Below are 15503 nucleotides of genomic sequence, written 5' to 3'. Positions count from 1 at the left end.
GTTATTTGCTACTTCGGCGGCACATATGCCGGAACGGGTGCGCCGCCATAGGGTGTCGGGATCGACAGCGGGCCCTGCGGTGTCGGATCGGCGGTCGCCAGCGGATCGACTCCGGCCGGTGGGTGTGCGGTGTCGTCGCCGGGGGGCCGCGGTGCGTTGCGCGCGCCGCGCGGCACGAGCGTCGGATCCGGGTCGGTGCAGTAGGCGTACAAGTAGGGTTCGGGATGGTTCGCGACGGTGATGGGCAGGCGCGGCAGGTTGTAGTCGCACTGCTTTCGCGGATAGATGCTCGCGATCGCCCACACCGCGCCGTCGTGGAATGCGGTGCTCAACGCGTCCGCCGCGGACCCGGGCCGATGCGTGGGGAAGAACAGATTGTTTATGGCCGGCACGTGTACGTACGACATCTGGGCCACGGTCGCGAGATTCCCGAGCAGTTGGACCATGGTCGGGGAGTTGTCGGCGATGATCTGGTCCATGGTCCGCAGCATCTCCGGCGCGGTGTCGACCAGGGTTTCGAACCCGCCCGTCATCGAATTCACCCCGGCGAGAGTGCGTTCGAGATCGGCCGCGGTAATCGCGAGGCCCGGTCCGAGGTCGCGCGCGGTGCCGAGCATCACCTCGCTATTGCGCAGCAGGCTGACGGTCTGCGGGAGTACCGCACCGAGTGTGGTGATCATGAAGGTGCCGCCATCGATGATCGCCGCCAGCTTCTCCGGCGCCGCCGAACTCGCGCCCAACTCGTGCACGATCGCCTCGAGCTTTTCGGGATCGAGTTGTGCGATGGTGCCGGTGAGGTCGCCGAGCAACTGGGACAATTGCACCGGCACCGTGGTCCGGTCGGCGCCGATGACCGCACCGGCGGCCAGATACGGGCCGCTGGAGGTGGCGGGGACGAAATCCAGGTATTGCTCGCCGGCCGGTGAGAGTCCGGCCACCCGGACCGTGCTGTCGGTCGGGATCCTGGCGCCTGCCTCGATCGATGCGAGCGCGACCACTTGACCGTCCACGAAATCGACCGAAGTCACCCGGCCGACGCGGACACCGCGCACCGTGACATCCCGGTCTTGTAGCAGACCACCGGATTGGGCCAGGTGGACCTGGATCTGATAGGTCGAGGCGAGCGGGTTCAGCTCGAGCGATCCGAACACGACATACGTTGCGCCCGCAATCAGCGTGGCCACCAGGGCGATCAAGGACACGACGAGCCGATGACGGACCAACCGGTCGGTGACCGCGAGGGCCGCGCTTGCCGCCGACTCCACGCGCACCTCGAAGGACCGATTCGGTTCCGGGCGCTTCATCGTCCCGGCCCGATCACTCGGCCGTACAACCGGCCCAAGGTGTATGCCAACGAACCGGCGAAGTTGGCCCAGTCGGTCTGGTCGGGTACCCGGGCTTCCGGGTTGCCCGGGAAGTTCGGGTCGGGCACCGCGCCGAGCGCAATCTGATAGATATCGGCGTCGGCGCCGGCGGCGGTGGAGTTCGCTACCTTGCCACCGACCAGGGCCAGGGTGTAATTCAACCCGTCGAGGTTGGCTCCGGGGTCCGTCGCGGCGGTGTTGAGTCCGGCGGCGAGATTGTTGAGATCGCTTACCAGGCTGCGCTTTCCGGTGCCGTTGATCGACGGAAACGTGGTGAGCTGGCCGGCGATCCGATTCAACTGGGCGGCGATATCCACGATGTCCTGGGTGCTGGCGGCCACGACATCCAGCGCCGGGCCCGCAGCGGCGACTACGTCGTTCACCACCGACTGTTGCGCCGCCACGGTGGCGGTCAGTGCAGCGGTATCGTGCACCACCGCCCGGATCTGGTCCGATCGTGCCGAGAGGGTCTGGACCAATGTGGTCGTCTGGGCGATCAGTTCACCCATGCGATCACCCCGCCCGCCGAATTCGGCGCCGAGACCGTTGATCACCTTCGTCAGATCACGGATCACGCCGCCGTTGACCAGCAATGCCGCCCGCGTGAGCACTTCCTCGATGGTGGCCGCCGCAGACGTCGACGATTGCGGAATGCGGTCCCCATCGCGCAGCGCCGGGGCCCCGGGAGTCGGATCGGGTGGCGGGTCGAGTGCGACGAATACATCGCCGAGCGGTGTGGCCGAGCGCAATTCGGCGGTCGTGCCCGCCGGTAGCACGACCTCGGATCGGATCCGCAGGGTGACGACGGCGGCATAATCGCGTGCCGTCATGGATTCGACCTCCCCGACATCGGCGCCGTCGACCTTCACCTTGGCCTCGGTCGGGAGATTGAGCGCGTTGGCGAAGGTGGCCGTCAGCGTGAAGCTGTGCGATCCGACCGAAGGCGCGGGCAGCGGCATCCGGTCCAGCCCCACCGAACACCCGCTCGCCGGAGCCGCGGCCAGGAGTACGACGGCGGCAGCGGTGAATGTTATTTTCCTGGTAGTCATTTCGGCAATCCCGCGATTCCGGCCAGCATGGCCACGATGCCGAAGTCCGGCCCCATATCGGACATCTTCCCGGTGTTGCAGCCGAGCCGTTTCAGGTCGAGTAGGTTGCACACCTGCTTCACCATCTGCCCGTCCAATGCGACCTTGTCCACATTCACGTGCACCCGGCCCGCGCCCACATTCGGGTCGATCACGGCATAGGCGTTGTCGACGACCAGCGGGAACAGGTCCATGAATTCCGCGACGTTGCGGTTGTAATCCGACAGACTCTGGAAGATGACGTTGGCTCCGCTCGCCGTACCGGCCAGCGTGCCGCGATTGCGCTGCATGAGATCATTTGTCCGGGTGAGGATTTCGTTCAGTTTCGCGCCGGTGTCGCCGGTGCCGAGGTTTTGTTCGGCGAGCAGGTCGCTCAGCTGACGGACCCCGGCGCCGAAGTCGCGAATCGTCTGGTCGTTGCTCGCGGCCGCGGCGGTGAGCGAGTCCAGGTTGTGCACCAGGGTGGTTATCGCGTTTTTGGTGGCGACACCGTGATCGTCGCCCATGCGCAGTGCTCGGGACAGTTGATCCAGCGCGGCCCTGATCTGCTCGCCGTTGTCGGTCGCCACCGCCGCGCCGACATCGACCGCGTCGGCGATCGGGCCGCGTCCCTGCCCGTCGCCCTGCAGTGACGTCGACAGCTTGTCCGCCATCGCGAGCAGACTGTCGAATTCGACCGGGGTCTTCGTCCGATCGGTACCCAGCGTCGCCCCCTCCGAGAGGGTCGGCCCGCCGCGGTACACCGGAGTGAGTTCGATGTGCCGGTCGGTCAGCACCGAATCCGACACGGTCACCGCCGTGACGTCGGCCGGAATCCGCACCGAGGCATCGACATTCATCGTCACTTCGACATAGGAGCCGCGTTGCGCGACGCTCGCCACCTTGCCGATCCGCATGCCGAGCACATCCACCGGATTTCCGGCGAAGACACCGGCGGCACTGTCGAAATGCGCTGTCACGGTGATGGTTTCGCGATTCAACTGGGCGAGTGGGGCGCTGGCCGCGCCCGCGATCAGCGCGGTAACCGCGAGTCCGAGAATCAGCTTCACCGGGCGGGGTGACGATCTCATCGACAGTCCTCCGAATACGGCGGCAGCTGGACCTGCGCGCGGCCGACCAGCGCGCACATGAAGGAGTCGACGAACGCTCCCGAGGACGCGTTGGCGTCCAGTTCCGTGCCGGAGCCGGTCACGTCCGCCCAGCTGCGCCAGGGGACCGGAAGGATCTGCAATATGTTGCGCAGCAGGTCGTCGTGCCGACCGAGCATCTGCACCAGCTGGCTCAGATTGTCGAGCAGGGATTGAATTTCAGGTTGATCGTCCACGACGATCGGCTGCAGCGTCCGCACCACATTGCTGGTGGCGGCGATGAGGGCCGCGATGGCCTGCCGTTTCGCCGCGACCTCCCGCAGCAGGTCGCGGCCCTGGTCGACCAGTACGCCGAGGCCGGCCCGCTGGTTCTCGATGACCGTGGTGAGCTGGCTCGTGCTGGTCAGCAGTGTGCCGATCTGCCCGCGACGTTCGGCGATCACACCGGACAGCGTCGTAATGTTCTGCATCACCGACGGAATCAGCTGCGGCAAACCGTGCAGCTGGGTGGACAGCTCGGTGAGCGCCTGCCCGACCTTGTCGGCATCGACCTGATCGAAGGTGGTCGTCGCGTCGGCGAGGGCCGACTGCAGATCGTAGGGAACACTGGTCTGTGCCAAGGGAATTCGGCCATCAGGCAGTGCACCGGATCCGGCCGGTGCGAGTTCCACGTACCGATTGCCCAGCAAGGTGGTGAGTTTGATCGCCGCGGTCGTGGCGGGGCCGAGCGCCACATGGTCGGCGATGCTCAGCGTTGCCGTCACGTGGTCGCCGGCCAAGCGCAGCCCGACCACATGGCCCACCGGCACCCCCGCCACGGTCACCTGATCGCCTGCGCCGAGCTGCGCGGCCTGTGCGAAGTCGGCTTCCAGGCGGCGCTCACCGATATCGAGCGAATTGACGGCCAGCGCGGCGACGACCGCGACGACCAGGAGGGCAATCGCGGTGAATCCGAGCCACGGCCTGCTGAGGTCTTCGAGTTGCCGGCGCCCGATTCGCGTGCGGCCCTCGAGATTCCACGGTATGCGCATGTGCTCACCTGCACTTGGAGGTGTGTTGGGCCACCCCGCCGGGGGTCACCGCGTCGACTATTTGCGGAATCAGCGGTGTCAGACCCGGGACGAGCGACAGGGTCACATCGCAGACGTAGGCGTCGATGTAACCGCCTTCCTGCGATATGCGGGCCAGCCCTTTGAGGACCATCGGCAGGTTGTAGCCGAGATACTCGAACTTCGCCTTGTTGTCCAGGAAGTGCTGGGCGAATCCCGGTTCCCGATTCAGGAAGTCGACGAGGGTGGGCTGGTCGGCGGCCACGATCTGCGAGGCCCGGCCGACCACCACCGCGATCTGGTCCACGGAATCGAACAATGCCTGCCGATTCTGTTGCAGGCCTTCGAAAATCGATCGCGTCCGGTCGATCACCGTGGTCAGATTCCCGCTCTGCTGGGCGAGGTTGCCCACGATGGTGGCGAGATTCGAGATGACCTGGCCGAGCACCTCGTCCGGCCCGGCGAAGGATTCCGCCAGCCGGGTCGTCTCGGCGATCAGTGTGGTGACCGAGCCGTTGTCGCCCTGCAACGCCTTGATCAGGGCGCCGGTGATGTTGTCGACCGCGGTCCGGTCCAGGGTGCCGAACAGCGGCTCGAAACCGTTGAGCAGCTTGGAGATATCGAACGACGGCTCGGTGTGGTCGACGGGAATTTCGGCGCCGGGTTTCAGTACGGTGGGGTCGCCGTGGTTACCCATGGCCACACCGAGATAGCGCTGACCGATCAGGTTCTGATACGTCACCGATACGGTGGTGTTCCCGGTCAGCACCTGATCGCTGTGGATGCGGAAACCGACGCGCGCGAGCGTGCCCGCCAACTCGACCGATTCCACCCGGCCGACCCGCACCCCGGCCATCCGGACGTCATCGCCGACGCGCAGCCCGGATACGTTGGTGAACAGTGCTGAGTACCTGGTGGTCTGGCCGCTGATGCCGCGCTCGAGGGTGACGGCGACCGACCAGCTGAGCAGCGCCGAACTGATGAGGAAGGCGACTAGGACGACCAGTGATCCGCGGTAGCTCATCGGGTGCCCCCGTTCGGGTCCGATGTGATCGCGACGGTGGCGCCGCGGGCCAGTGGAGCGAACAGGATATCCGCGGCGGCATTGGGTTCGCCGCCGAGGATTTCGGCGATCCGTTCCTGTTCGGCGGCGCTGCCGACCGGCCCGATATCGTTGGTCAGCAGGGAGTCCGGCGGTTGGAAGCGGCGCGGATCGAAGCCGGGCGGCAAGCCCTCGGCCGGGGCGGGTGTCGCCGGACCGCTCGCGCAGTTGGGACCGGCCAGTTCGCCGTACCGAGGGCAGTCCGCCGAGGTGTACTGCCGGTTGGGTGTCAGCTGCAGAATGACGCGCGCGTTGAGCCGTTGGGTCTGCGGATTCCACAACTCGTTGAACCGGGCCGTCATTCGCGTGAGCGAAACGCTGATCTGCGGAAACTTGCTCGCGCCGTCACCGATTGCGCCGAGCGCGGGTGACATATGCGTGGTGACATCGATGATTTTGTCGGTGTTGTGGTCGAGTGCGGTGGCCACGGTGCCGAGCGTGTGCAGGCCGCCGGACAGCAGCGCGGCGAGCTTCGCCCGCTGCTCTGCCAGCGTCTGCAGCGGGACTATCGCATGGTGCATGGCGTCGAGCAGATATGGTGCCGTCGACTGGAGTTCACGCATCGCGGCCGAGAGCGAGTCGAGCGTGGACGGCGCCGCGTCCACGGAGACGACCTTGTCCAGTTCGACGACGATATCGCGCAGCCGTGCCGCCGCATTCTCGATGCCGGCGCCGCGCCCCTCGGTGGCTTCGGCGAGGGTCGCCAACATGCCCACCGCGTTGTCGGTGTCCTCCCGACCGACCGCGGCGATGATCCGCCGCAGCTGATCGAGCGAGGTCTGCAAGCGCACGGTCGCCAGGCTGTGATCCTGGCTGATCCGGGCACCTGAACTCAGCGGCGCCGCCGCCGCACCGTTGTAGACGAGTTGTACCGAGGGCACCGCGAATACGTTGCTCGGCACCACCCGCGCGGTCACCGTGCCCGGAATCGCCTGCGCGAAGTGCGGACTCAGCTCGATTCGGACATCGTTCATGCCGGTGACGGCGGCTGGCGTCACCGCCGTCACAAACCCGACCCGAACCCCTTGGAATTTCACATCCGACTTGGTGGGCAGCCCATCGCCCACATTGGCCATGACGGCGGTCACCGTCACGGTCTTGCGAAGTGCCCCACGGGAAATCGCGACCATCACGGTGGCGGCGACCGCTATGACGACGATGCAGCAGACACCGGTCACCAGCAGGCGAACCGAGGAGGGGCCTCGGCCGTCGGGTTCGAACATGATCGACACGAAATTCAACTCACTGTCGTGGCGCGGATGCGTCTCGTGGCGTGAATCGGATATGTAGATCGGTGAGCCCACGCAGGATGTAGGTGGGTTCGTAGCGGTAGCTGCGGTCGTCCGCGGGACCGTGCTCGTCGGCATCGATCGTGATGTCCAGCATCCGATCCAGGATGCGTTCGAGCGATACCCGCCCCTCCACTCGCGCCAGCGGACCGCCGGGGCAGGAGTGCACGCCACGGCCGAAGGCCATGTGCTCGCGGAAGTTCGCGCGATCCATGCGGAACTCGTGAGGGTTCTCGAACCGGTTCGGGTCGCGGTTCGCCGCACCGGGGCAGACCATGAGCGTGGATCCGGCCGGTACGTCGACCCCGCCGACCTCGGTGTTGCGGCGGGCGAGCCGGAAGCCGCTCTTGACCGGTGCGTGCATGCGCAGCGTTTCCTCGATGAATACCGGGATGCGGCTGCGATCGGCACGCAGCGTCTGTTGCAGCTCCGGATCGTCACCGAGTACGCGCACGGCGGCGGCGAGCAGCTTGGCGGTCGTCTCCTGGCCCGCACCGAATACGAAGGTCGCCGAACGGACCACATCGATGACTTCGGGGGTCGACCCATCCGGATATTTCGCCAGCGCCAGCGAGGTCAGCACGTCGTCGCGCGGCTCGCGTCGCCGATCGCTGATATAGCCGCTGAACTTTTCGTCGAGCCACTCCAAGGGATTCGTGCCGACCGACACCTTGTCCAGCGCACCGACCTGACTGCCGGGCCGGTCGGCGCCGAGCACGACCCGGAACTCCTGGTGGTCCTGCTCGGGAACGCCGAGCAGATCGGCGATCACCAAGAGCGAGAACGGTTTCGCGTACTCGGCGACGAATTCGGAGCGGCCGTTGGCCAGGAATTCGTCGAGCTGGCGGTCGGCCAGCCGCCACATGAACTCCTCGTTCTCCTTCAGCCGCGCGGGTGTCAACAGCCGGTTCAGCACCGACCGCGCATAGGTGTGCTCCGGGGGATCCATCGTGACCATGTGCTCGTACATGGGCAGCTCGGTGCGGTGTTGCTCGATCTGCGCGCTGATATCCTCACCCTCCGGCTCGAACGGCAGTGGTGGGAACGGGCCACCTACCGCGATGCACGAGGAGAACGTGTCGGCGTCGCGCATGACCTGGGAAACTTCCTCGTATCCCGTCACCGCGAGGACGTTGTAGTGCGGTTCCCGCGTCACCGGGCACTTGGCGCGTAAGTGGTCGTAATACGGATAGGGATCGGGCACGAGTGCCGGATCGGTGAAGTAGTCGATGGTGTCGAAATCGGTCATCGTCGGCTCCTGGGTCGGGAGGTCACGGGTATTCCACGGTGATCGAGGTGGTCTGGGGAACGGCCTGGCAGGTGAGGATGTAGCCGGCCGCGACGTCGTCGTCGGTCAGCGCGTCGTTCACCTTCATCACGACCCGCCCGTCGACGAGGGTGGCCATACATGTTCCGCAGTTGCCTGCCTCGCAGGAAAACGGTGGTGTCAGCCCGGCCCGGCGCGCGGTTTCGAGCACCGTATCGCCGGCTCGGCCGGGCTGGGACGTCGTGGCACCATCCAAGTGAATTGTCACAATTCCATTTGCCACCGCATTGTGAGGTAGCCCGGATTCGGCGGGCGTGGGAGTGTGCGGGATCAACATCGATCGCGAAATCACTTTCGTTGGATTATGGCGGCAGCGCATGCGGAGAAAAGCTGCTCCGAAATCGAATCCGAGTTCCTGATCCGATTTGCTACGCCGATGATTGTGCGCGCGGTCACAGGTCGGGTCAATAGGTGCGAGCAAATATTTTCTCGGCTGCCGATTCCTTTTTTTCGGCGCGCTGAAATGCACCTTCACCGCATGATAATCGGAGGGTGCCTCGAATCAAGGAACCGAAAATTTCGGTCACTCGTACAACTTAATTCTATTTCTGTTGAACGATCGGATTTCCGATCAGAAATACCACCTCCCGTTGCTGCCGGGCCGCGGTGTCGCGGCGACCCGGCGGACGGTGTGGCTGTGTTCGAGACCTGCTAGCCCGCGTTCGGTCGATGCGCGGCGTCGTCCTGCGCCGACGCGTCGGTGTCGTGGGGGCGTTCCCGTACGAAAGGCGCGGTGACCGATGGATCCAGCACCAATGGCTGCCGCTGGTCGGTGGCGCCGCGCCGCTCGCGAACTGCCCGGTCCTGGTCCGTGTTGTCCGCGGTGAGGCGCCGCACGGCACGTTCGAGTATCGGCAGGATCTCGTCGATGTCGAGGGTCTTGTCGGCGACCCGCGCGATCAGGGCGTAGATCACGTTGGTCAGTATCAGCCCGATGTCCTCGAGGTACTCGGGATCGGCGCCGTCGAGGATCTGTCCGGCCACCGGCAGGACGGCGGCGAACCCGTCGACGCTCAGGCGCGCGCCGCCCGGGGCCGAGTGGGCCCGGTGGAATGCTTCGAGCATCGTTGGATTGCGCTCCCATGGTTCGAACACATGTCGCAGCACGCGTATCACGCCGTCGGCGATCGATTCCTCGGGTGTGGGAGGTGCGATGTCGGGATAGGTGTTGGTGGCCATCCACTCGTGGACCGCGGCGATGATCAACGCATCCCGGGTCGGGAACAGCTTGTACACCGTCGCGAGTGATACGTGGGCGCGCCGCGCTACCTCGCGCAGTTGGACCGCGTCGTAGCCGTCGGTCTGTAGCAGTGCGAGCACGGTTTTGATGATCTTCTTCGACGGAATCCGTGCTGCTGTCCGACTCACGCGAGAACTGTAACACGGTTACCATAGTAACCGCGTTACTGACTCGATGGAACGCTTTCGGCGGGATGGATCGGCCGATCGGTGGCATGCAGCGGTCGGGTCGATCCGCCGTGCCGGACCGCGACGATTTCGGCTCCGATGGCGACGGCGGCCTCGGCCGCGGTCCGACCGCCCAGATCCAGGCCGATTGGAGAGTGCAGGCGAGCCAGCTCGACATCGGTGAGGCCGGCCGCGCGCAACCGGGTGCGGCGCTCGGCGTCGGCGCGGCGCGAACCCATGGCGCCCACGTAGGCGATCGGCAGGCGCAGTGCGATCTCCAGCAGCGGGATATCGAATTTCGGGTCGTGGGTCAGGACGCACACCACGGTTCTGGCGTCGATCGGGGTGTCCGCGAGGTATCGGTGCGGCCAGCCGACGACGACCTCGTCGGCATCCGGAAAACGATCTCGGGTCGCGAATACCGCGCGGGCATCGCACAGTGTGACCCGATAGCCGAGCAGGCCGCCCACCCGGCACACTGCCGCAGCGAAATCGGTTGCCCCGCAGACGATCATCCGTGGCGGGGGCGCGAAGGACTCGACGAAGATCATCGATTCGCCCGCGTCGCAGCCGATCGTGCGGACACCGGTTGCGCCGATGTCCAGCATGGCGCGGACCTCGGCGACGACGGCGTCGTCCAAATGCGCTCCGACCGTGCGGCTCGGATCGACCGTGGTCAGGGCCCCGTTGTCCAGATCGCGGACCAGCGCCACCGGGCCGGGGGGAAGCAGCGCCGCTTCGACGATCGGATAGTCGGCCGGGCGCACCCGATGGACGAAAACATCGATGGTGCCGCCGCAGGTCAGGCCGACCGCGAAGGCGTCGGAGTCGTGGTAACCGAAGCTCGCCCGCATCGGCGAGCCCGATCGCAGCACTTGTCGGCACAGCTCGTATGCGGCGGCCTCGGCGCAGCCGCCCGAGATGCTGCCGAGGACGGTTCCGGTGGCATCGACGGCGAGCGCGGCGCCGACCGGTCGGGGAGCGCTTCCGGTCACCCCGACGACGGTCGCGATCGCGTATTGCGTATCGGTCGCATGCCAGCGCAGTAATGACGCGGTCAGTTCCCGCATGATCGACCCTCTCGACGACATTGCGCGACGGCAGGTGCAGGTGTAAGAATCATAAGTGCCCGAGATGAGATCATAATTCTCAGTCAAGACATATTACACTCTTGACACCGTTGTGGATGCGGTGCTAGACAATTCCTCAGCAGCGATGAGCGGCTCCGAGGGGTGCCGGATCGCGTTGATTCGAACGGATTGCGATGCCATTTTTCCCTGCTCCCAGATTTTCATCGCCGTAGTGCATATTTCTTCCGGCGGAGCGTTTCCGGACACCATTTACCCGGTGGTGGCGGAAACGCTCCGCACAGTGAATGGGAGGCCCGCCTGATGACAGATATCGGGATTCGTCAGGTGACGGAAGCGGCGCCGACCGGGTTCGTCGGCACCCGGGTGCCCAGGGTCGAAGACCTCCGGTTGGTGACCGGTGCGGGCAGTTTTGTCGACGATGTGCATCGGCCGGGCATGCTGCACGCGTGCTTCGTGCGAAGTCCGGTCCCGCGTGGTCGCATCGTCGGCATCGATACCGCGGAGGCCGCGGCGCTCGACGGAGTGTATGCCGTGTTCACGGCGGCCGACCTGAATCCGGAAGTGCATCAGTTCTCGTACTCGCTGGACGCCCCCGGACTGCCGCCGGTGCCTCGGCCGCCGCTGGCCGAGGGCGAGGTGCGTTTCGTCGGTGATCCGGTCGCCCTAGTGGTCGCCATCGATCGGTATGTGGCCGAGGATGCGGTCGAGTTGGTGGTCGTCGACTACGAACCGCTCGAGCCGGTCGTCGATTACCGCACGGCGCATGAAACCACCGAACTTGTGCATGCGCAGTGCCCGGGCAACCTGGCCGGCGCACTGAGCGGGCGCCCCGCGGCAGAGCTCGACCCGATCTTCGATTCGGCCGCATATGTGGTGCGGCAGCAGATCTTTCAGCAGGCGTACGCGCCGGTGCCGATAGAGACGCGGGGCTTGATCGCGGAATGGTCGGCTCCCAGCGGGGAGTTGACGGTCTGGGCATCCACTCAGGTGCCGCACGAGATCCGCGGCTTCTGCGCGCGACTGCTCGGCATCGCCGAACATTCGGTGCGGGTCATCATGCGCGATACCGGCGGCGGCTTCGGGCTGAAGGCCGCGCCGTTGCGGGAGGACGTCTGCATCGTGCTGGCCGCGCGCAAGCTGCCGGTGGCGCTGAAATGGATCGAGGACCGGCAGGAAAATCTGATGGCGGGCGGGATGGCCCGGCACGAGCACGGTGATGCCCGCATGGCCTTCGATGCGGACGGCACCATTCTCGCCGCCGCCATCGACTACGTGCAGAACGTCGGCGCGTATCCGACCCCATCACCGCTGACGGCCGCCATCCCGGTCGGGATGCTGTTCCCAGGACCGTACCGGGTGCCTGCCGCGACATTCGATGTGCGGCTTATGTATTCGAACACCGTTGGACGTGTCGCCTATCGCGGTCCCTGGCAGTTCGAGTCGGTGGCCCGCGAAGTGCTGCTGGATACCGCGGCGCGCCGGATGGGGATGGATCCGGTGGCGCTGAGACGACGAAATATGTTGCGAAGGGACGAGTTTCCGACGTTCAACCCCAACGGCATGCCGTATTCCGATGTGTCGCCGTCCGAGACGTTCGAGCAGGCACTGGCCATGCTCGACTACGACGCCTTCCGTGACCAGCAGCGGCGCGCCCGGGCCGATGGCCGCTACCTCGGGGTCGGCACCTGCACCTACCTCGAACCGACCACCGGCGGCACGCCGCTGCACAGCACCGAAGGCGCGACCATTCGGATCGAACCCTCCGGGAAGGTCAATGTGTATGTGTCGGGCGGATCGTCGGGAAACAGTTTGGAGACCACCGTCGTCCAGCTGACCGCCGATGCGCTCGGTGTGGACATCGCCGATGTCCACACGATTCAAGGTGATACCGCACTGACTCCGTTCGGCGGCGGTACCGGCGGCAGCCGGTCGGGTTCCATGCTGGCCGGCGCGATCGCGGAGACGGCCGCCGTACTGCGTGAGCGGATGGTGGCGATCGCCGCGCACAAACTGGGTGCGCCCATCGAGGATGTGGAGTTGACGCGCGGACAGGCGCGGGTCCGTGGCGTGCCCGATGCGACGATGACGCTGGCCGAGATAGCCGATATCGCCTATTTCAACGGATACGACCTGCCGCCGGGCGTGCCCGCGGGCCTGGAGGCCAGCGGCCGATATCGGACGCCGCACATGATGATCTGGGCCAACGCGACCCATGTGTGCACCTGCGAGGTCGACATAGAAACGGGTGCGGTGACATTGCTGCGCTACATCGTCAGCGAGGACTGCGGGCCGATGATCAACCCGGATGTGGTGGAGGGCCAGATCTTCGGCGGCACCGTCCAGGGCATCGGTGGCGCGCTGTACGAGCACCTCGCCTATGACGACAGCGGGAATCCGATCAGCACAACCTTCATGGACTACCTGCTGCCCACCGCGACCGAGGTGCCGGTTATCGAGGTCGGACATGTCGAGACACCGAGCCCCGGCCCCGGCGGTTTCAAGGGTGTCGGCGAGGGCGGCGCCATCGGGTCCGCGCCTGCGGTGATCAATGCCGTGGTCGATGCCCTCGCACCGTTCGGCGTGGAGGCCGGCCACCTGCCGCTGTCGCCCGCGGCGATCGTGGCACTGGTGGACCAGGCGCGCGCCGATCTAACCGGGACGGTGCCGGCATGAAACCCGCGCCGTTCGAATATCACGCGCCGATCTCCACCATGGCGGCCGTCGAGCTGCTCGCCGAACTCGGTGACGAGGCGAAGCTCATCGCCGGTGGGCAGAGTCTGGTGCCGATGCTGGCACTGCGGTTGGCGGTCCCCGAGCATCTGGTCGACGTGCGCCGCATCGATCAACTGTGTGGTATCGAGTCGCGCGTGGACTCGGTGTGGATCGGCGCGGGGACCACCCACACCACGGTCGGCCGGTCCGCCGAAGTCAACCGAGCGGTGCCACTGCTGGCGCGGGCCACCCCGCTGATCGGTCATCCCCAGATCCGCAACCGCGGCACGATAGGCGGCTCGATCGCCCACGCCGATGCCGCGGCCGAATATCCGGCGGTGGCCATGGTTCTCGACGCGCGAATCGAGGCTGAGTCGCCGCGCGGGCGCCGCACCCTGTCCGCGTCGGACTTCTTCACCGGGATGTGGAGCACCGAACTGGCCGCCGACGAACTGTTGACCGGGATCGTCTTTCCGGCGCGGCGCGGCCGGTGCGGTTTCGCGATCGAGGAATTCGCCCGCCGCAGTGGCGATTTCGCGTTGGCGGGTGCTGTCGTGGCCATCGGCCTCGACGCCGACTCCCGCATAGACCGGTGCGGTATCGGTCTTTTCGGGCTCGGCCCCGCCCCGAGCAGGGCCACTGCCCTCGAGGCGGAACTGATCGGCCGCGACATCGCCGAAGTCGCTCCCGACGAGGTCGGTCCTGCGGCGACGGAACCGTTGGGCGCGGTGCCGTCCGATCTGCACGGCACGGCCGACTACCGCAAACGGGTCGGGGCGGTCATGGTGGCGCGCGCTTGGCGCCGCGCCGTTGAGGAGGCGAGCAATGACTGACATCGATATCGAGGTGCGGGTCAATGGGCGGGTCCGGCGCCATCGGGTGGCACCTCGGCTGACGCTGGCCGACTACCTGCGCGAAATATGCGGGCTGACCGGGACCCACCTGGGCTGCGAGCACGGGGTGTGCGGTGCGTGCACGGTATTGCTGGACGGGCAGGCGGTGCGTGGCTGCCTGGTCCTGGCCGTGCAGGCCGACGGTGCGCAGGTGACGACCGTGGAGGGGATCGCATCGCCGGACGGCCGATTATCCCCGGTGCAGGCCGCTTTCCGAGACTGTCACGGGCTCCAATGTGGTTTCTGCACACCGGGTTTCATCACCAGCGTGACCGCATTCCTGCAGGAAAGCCCGGATCCGTCCGACGACGAGATTCGAGAGGCGCTGTCCGGCAATGTCTGCCGGTGCACGGGATATCAGGGAATTGTGAAAGCCGTTCGTGCGGCCGCGGAATCGATCGCGAAGGAGTCCGCATGAAGTTCGAGAACACCTTCAGCATTCCCGCCCCCGCCGCACAAGCCTGGCGGGTGCTGCTCGACCTCGAGCGGATCGCCCCCTGCGTCCCCGGAGCCACCATCACCGGGCGCGACGGCGACGACTACCGCGGCAAGATCAAGGTCAAACTCGGTCCGGTCACCCTGTCCTATACCGGCACCATCAAGATCGCCTCGCAGGACGAGGCGGCCGGGATCGCGGTGCTCGAGGGCGGCGGGCGGGAGGCGCGCGGCAACGGCACCGCGAAGGCGACGATCACCTGCCGACTCGCCGAATCAGCAGGCGTGACAGATGTTTTCGTCGAAACCGACCTGGCTGTCACGGGTAAACCGGCCCAATTCGGCCGAGGCGCGCTCGCCGAGGTCGCCGGCACGCTCATCGGAACGTTCGCCACCAATCTCGCGGCCGAGATCACCGCCGGGGCACCCGGCGAGCCCGAATCCGCTTCGGCTGATGGGCAAGTCGAGCACCATGCCGAATCGGGCGTGGTCGCCGAGCCGCGCGTCTCTGCCGCCCCGATCGATCTGCTCGCCGCCAGCGGCATGAGCGGTGCCGCGCGCTACGGCGCGATCGCCGTTGCTGTCCTGCTGACAGTTCTGTTGTTGCTTCGCCGTCGGCACCGGGCCGGTGGCGGCCACGAATCCAGGGAGTGAGTGA

The 15503-nt window shown here is 66.3% G+C and carries 14 protein-coding genes; 4 read left to right on the top strand and 10 right to left on the bottom strand.

Annotation, left to right across the window (positions count from 1 at the left end; all coding sequences use genetic code 11):
* Window positions 1-8: 8 nt before the first annotated feature.
* The 10 genes from ACIBW7_RS21120 to ACIBW7_RS21075 form a co-directional block, all read right to left on the bottom strand.
* The gene (locus ACIBW7_RS21120) at window positions 9-1304 is read right to left on the bottom strand and encodes an MlaD family protein (protein ID WP_397048698.1); all 1296 of its coding nucleotides are present in this window, start codon (window positions 1302-1304) and stop codon (window positions 9-11) included.
* Window positions 1301-2413, bottom strand: coding sequence for an MCE family protein (locus tag ACIBW7_RS21115; protein ID WP_397048696.1), 1113 nt, complete (start codon window positions 2411-2413; stop codon window positions 1301-1303). Before ACIBW7_RS21115 ends, ACIBW7_RS21120 begins: the two co-directional genes overlap by 4 nt.
* Window positions 2410-3522, bottom strand: a complete 1113-nt coding sequence (locus tag ACIBW7_RS21110) for an MCE family protein (RefSeq protein ID WP_397048694.1) — start codon at window positions 3520-3522, stop codon at window positions 2410-2412. The genes ACIBW7_RS21115 and ACIBW7_RS21110 overlap by 4 nt, the downstream gene beginning before the upstream one ends.
* Window positions 3519-4571 (bottom strand): MCE family protein, encoded by a 1053-nt coding sequence (locus tag ACIBW7_RS21105; RefSeq protein WP_397048692.1) that lies wholly within the window; start codon window positions 4569-4571, stop codon window positions 3519-3521. The genes ACIBW7_RS21110 and ACIBW7_RS21105 overlap by 4 nt, the downstream gene beginning before the upstream one ends.
* A gap of 4 nt (window positions 4572-4575) precedes the next feature.
* Complete coding sequence (locus ACIBW7_RS21100; protein ID WP_397048690.1) at window positions 4576-5613, bottom strand: MCE family protein; 1038 nt, start codon at window positions 5611-5613, stop codon at window positions 4576-4578.
* Entirely contained in the window at window positions 5610-6914 is a 1305-nt protein-coding gene (locus ACIBW7_RS21095) for an MlaD family protein (protein ID WP_397048688.1), read from the bottom strand. The genes ACIBW7_RS21100 and ACIBW7_RS21095 overlap by 4 nt, the downstream gene beginning before the upstream one ends.
* A 19-nt stretch (window positions 6915-6933) precedes the next feature.
* Entirely contained in the window at window positions 6934-8229 is a 1296-nt protein-coding gene (locus tag ACIBW7_RS21090) for a cytochrome P450 (RefSeq protein WP_397048686.1), read from the bottom strand.
* Window positions 8230-8251: 22 nt separating this feature from the next.
* Window positions 8252-8584 carry a 2Fe-2S iron-sulfur cluster-binding protein gene (locus ACIBW7_RS21085; RefSeq protein ID WP_397049065.1) on the bottom strand — a complete coding sequence of 111 codons (333 nt, stop codon included), beginning with the start codon at window positions 8582-8584 and terminating at the stop codon, window positions 8252-8254.
* Window positions 8585-8958: 374 nt separating this feature from the next.
* A complete protein-coding gene (locus tag ACIBW7_RS21080) occupies window positions 8959-9675 on the bottom strand; it encodes a TetR family transcriptional regulator (protein ID WP_397048684.1) in 717 nt (238 codons plus the stop codon).
* 35 nt (window positions 9676-9710) lie between these two features.
* Window positions 9711-10784 (bottom strand): XdhC family protein, encoded by a 1074-nt coding sequence (locus ACIBW7_RS21075; protein WP_397048682.1) that lies wholly within the window; start codon window positions 10782-10784, stop codon window positions 9711-9713.
* 321 nt (window positions 10785-11105) lie between these two features.
* On the opposite strand from ACIBW7_RS21075, the gene ACIBW7_RS21070 reads away from it, so the two are divergent.
* From ACIBW7_RS21070 to ACIBW7_RS21055, 4 genes are read left to right on the top strand one after another with little or no spacing between them, the layout of a single operon-like run.
* Complete coding sequence (locus ACIBW7_RS21070) at window positions 11106-13478, top strand: xanthine dehydrogenase family protein molybdopterin-binding subunit (protein ID WP_397048680.1); 2373 nt, start codon at window positions 11106-11108, stop codon at window positions 13476-13478.
* Entirely contained in the window at window positions 13475-14350 is an 876-nt protein-coding gene (locus tag ACIBW7_RS21065) for an FAD binding domain-containing protein (protein ID WP_397048678.1), read from the top strand. The genes ACIBW7_RS21070 and ACIBW7_RS21065 overlap by 4 nt, the downstream gene beginning before the upstream one ends.
* Entirely contained in the window at window positions 14343-14828 is a 486-nt protein-coding gene (locus ACIBW7_RS21060; protein WP_397048676.1) for a (2Fe-2S)-binding protein, read from the top strand. The genes ACIBW7_RS21065 and ACIBW7_RS21060 overlap by 8 nt, the downstream gene beginning before the upstream one ends.
* Window positions 14825-15499: an SRPBCC family protein gene (locus tag ACIBW7_RS21055; RefSeq protein WP_397048674.1), complete on the top strand. Its 675-nt coding sequence runs from the start codon at window positions 14825-14827 to the stop codon at window positions 15497-15499. The genes ACIBW7_RS21060 and ACIBW7_RS21055 overlap by 4 nt, the downstream gene beginning before the upstream one ends.
* Window positions 15500-15503: the final 4 nt, after the last annotated feature.

Origin of the sequence: Nocardia sp. NPDC049526, assembly GCF_044465765.1 — a bacterium.
Lineage (GTDB): Bacteria > Actinomycetota > Actinomycetes > Mycobacteriales > Mycobacteriaceae > Nocardia.
The sequence above is the reverse complement of the archived record's forward strand: the minus strand, read 5'-3'. Positions and strand labels throughout refer to the sequence as shown.

Excerpts from the sequence above, each read along its gene's own strand:
- ACIBW7_RS21120 (WP_397048698.1), bottom strand. The coding sequence starts at position 1,304 with ATGAAGCGCCCGGAACCGAATCGGTCCTTCGAGGTGCGCGTGGAGTCG.
- ACIBW7_RS21115 (WP_397048696.1), bottom strand. The coding sequence starts at position 2,413 with ATGACTACCAGGAAAATAACATTCACCGCTGCCGCCGTCGTACTCCTG.
- ACIBW7_RS21110 (WP_397048694.1), bottom strand. The coding sequence starts at position 3,522 with ATGAGATCGTCACCCCGCCCGGTGAAGCTGATTCTCGGACTCGCGGTT.
- ACIBW7_RS21105 (WP_397048692.1), bottom strand. The coding sequence starts at position 4,571 with ATGCGCATACCGTGGAATCTCGAGGGCCGCACGCGAATCGGGCGCCGG.
- ACIBW7_RS21100 (WP_397048690.1), bottom strand. The coding sequence starts at position 5,613 with ATGAGCTACCGCGGATCACTGGTCGTCCTAGTCGCCTTCCTCATCAGT.
- ACIBW7_RS21095 (WP_397048688.1), bottom strand. The coding sequence starts at position 6,914 with ATGTTCGAACCCGACGGCCGAGGCCCCTCCTCGGTTCGCCTGCTGGTG.
- ACIBW7_RS21090 (WP_397048686.1), bottom strand. The coding sequence starts at position 8,229 with ATGACCGATTTCGACACCATCGACTACTTCACCGATCCGGCACTCGTG.
- ACIBW7_RS21085 (WP_397049065.1), bottom strand. The coding sequence starts at position 8,584 with ATGTTGATCCCGCACACTCCCACGCCCGCCGAATCCGGGCTACCTCAC.
- ACIBW7_RS21075 (WP_397048682.1), bottom strand. The coding sequence starts at position 10,784 with ATGCGGGAACTGACCGCGTCATTACTGCGCTGGCATGCGACCGATACG.
- ACIBW7_RS21070 (WP_397048680.1), top strand. The coding sequence starts at position 11,106 with ATGACAGATATCGGGATTCGTCAGGTGACGGAAGCGGCGCCGACCGGG.
- ACIBW7_RS21065 (WP_397048678.1), top strand. The coding sequence starts at position 13,475 with ATGAAACCCGCGCCGTTCGAATATCACGCGCCGATCTCCACCATGGCG.
- ACIBW7_RS21060 (WP_397048676.1), top strand. The coding sequence starts at position 14,343 with ATGACTGACATCGATATCGAGGTGCGGGTCAATGGGCGGGTCCGGCGC.
- ACIBW7_RS21055 (WP_397048674.1), top strand. The coding sequence starts at position 14,825 with ATGAAGTTCGAGAACACCTTCAGCATTCCCGCCCCCGCCGCACAAGCC.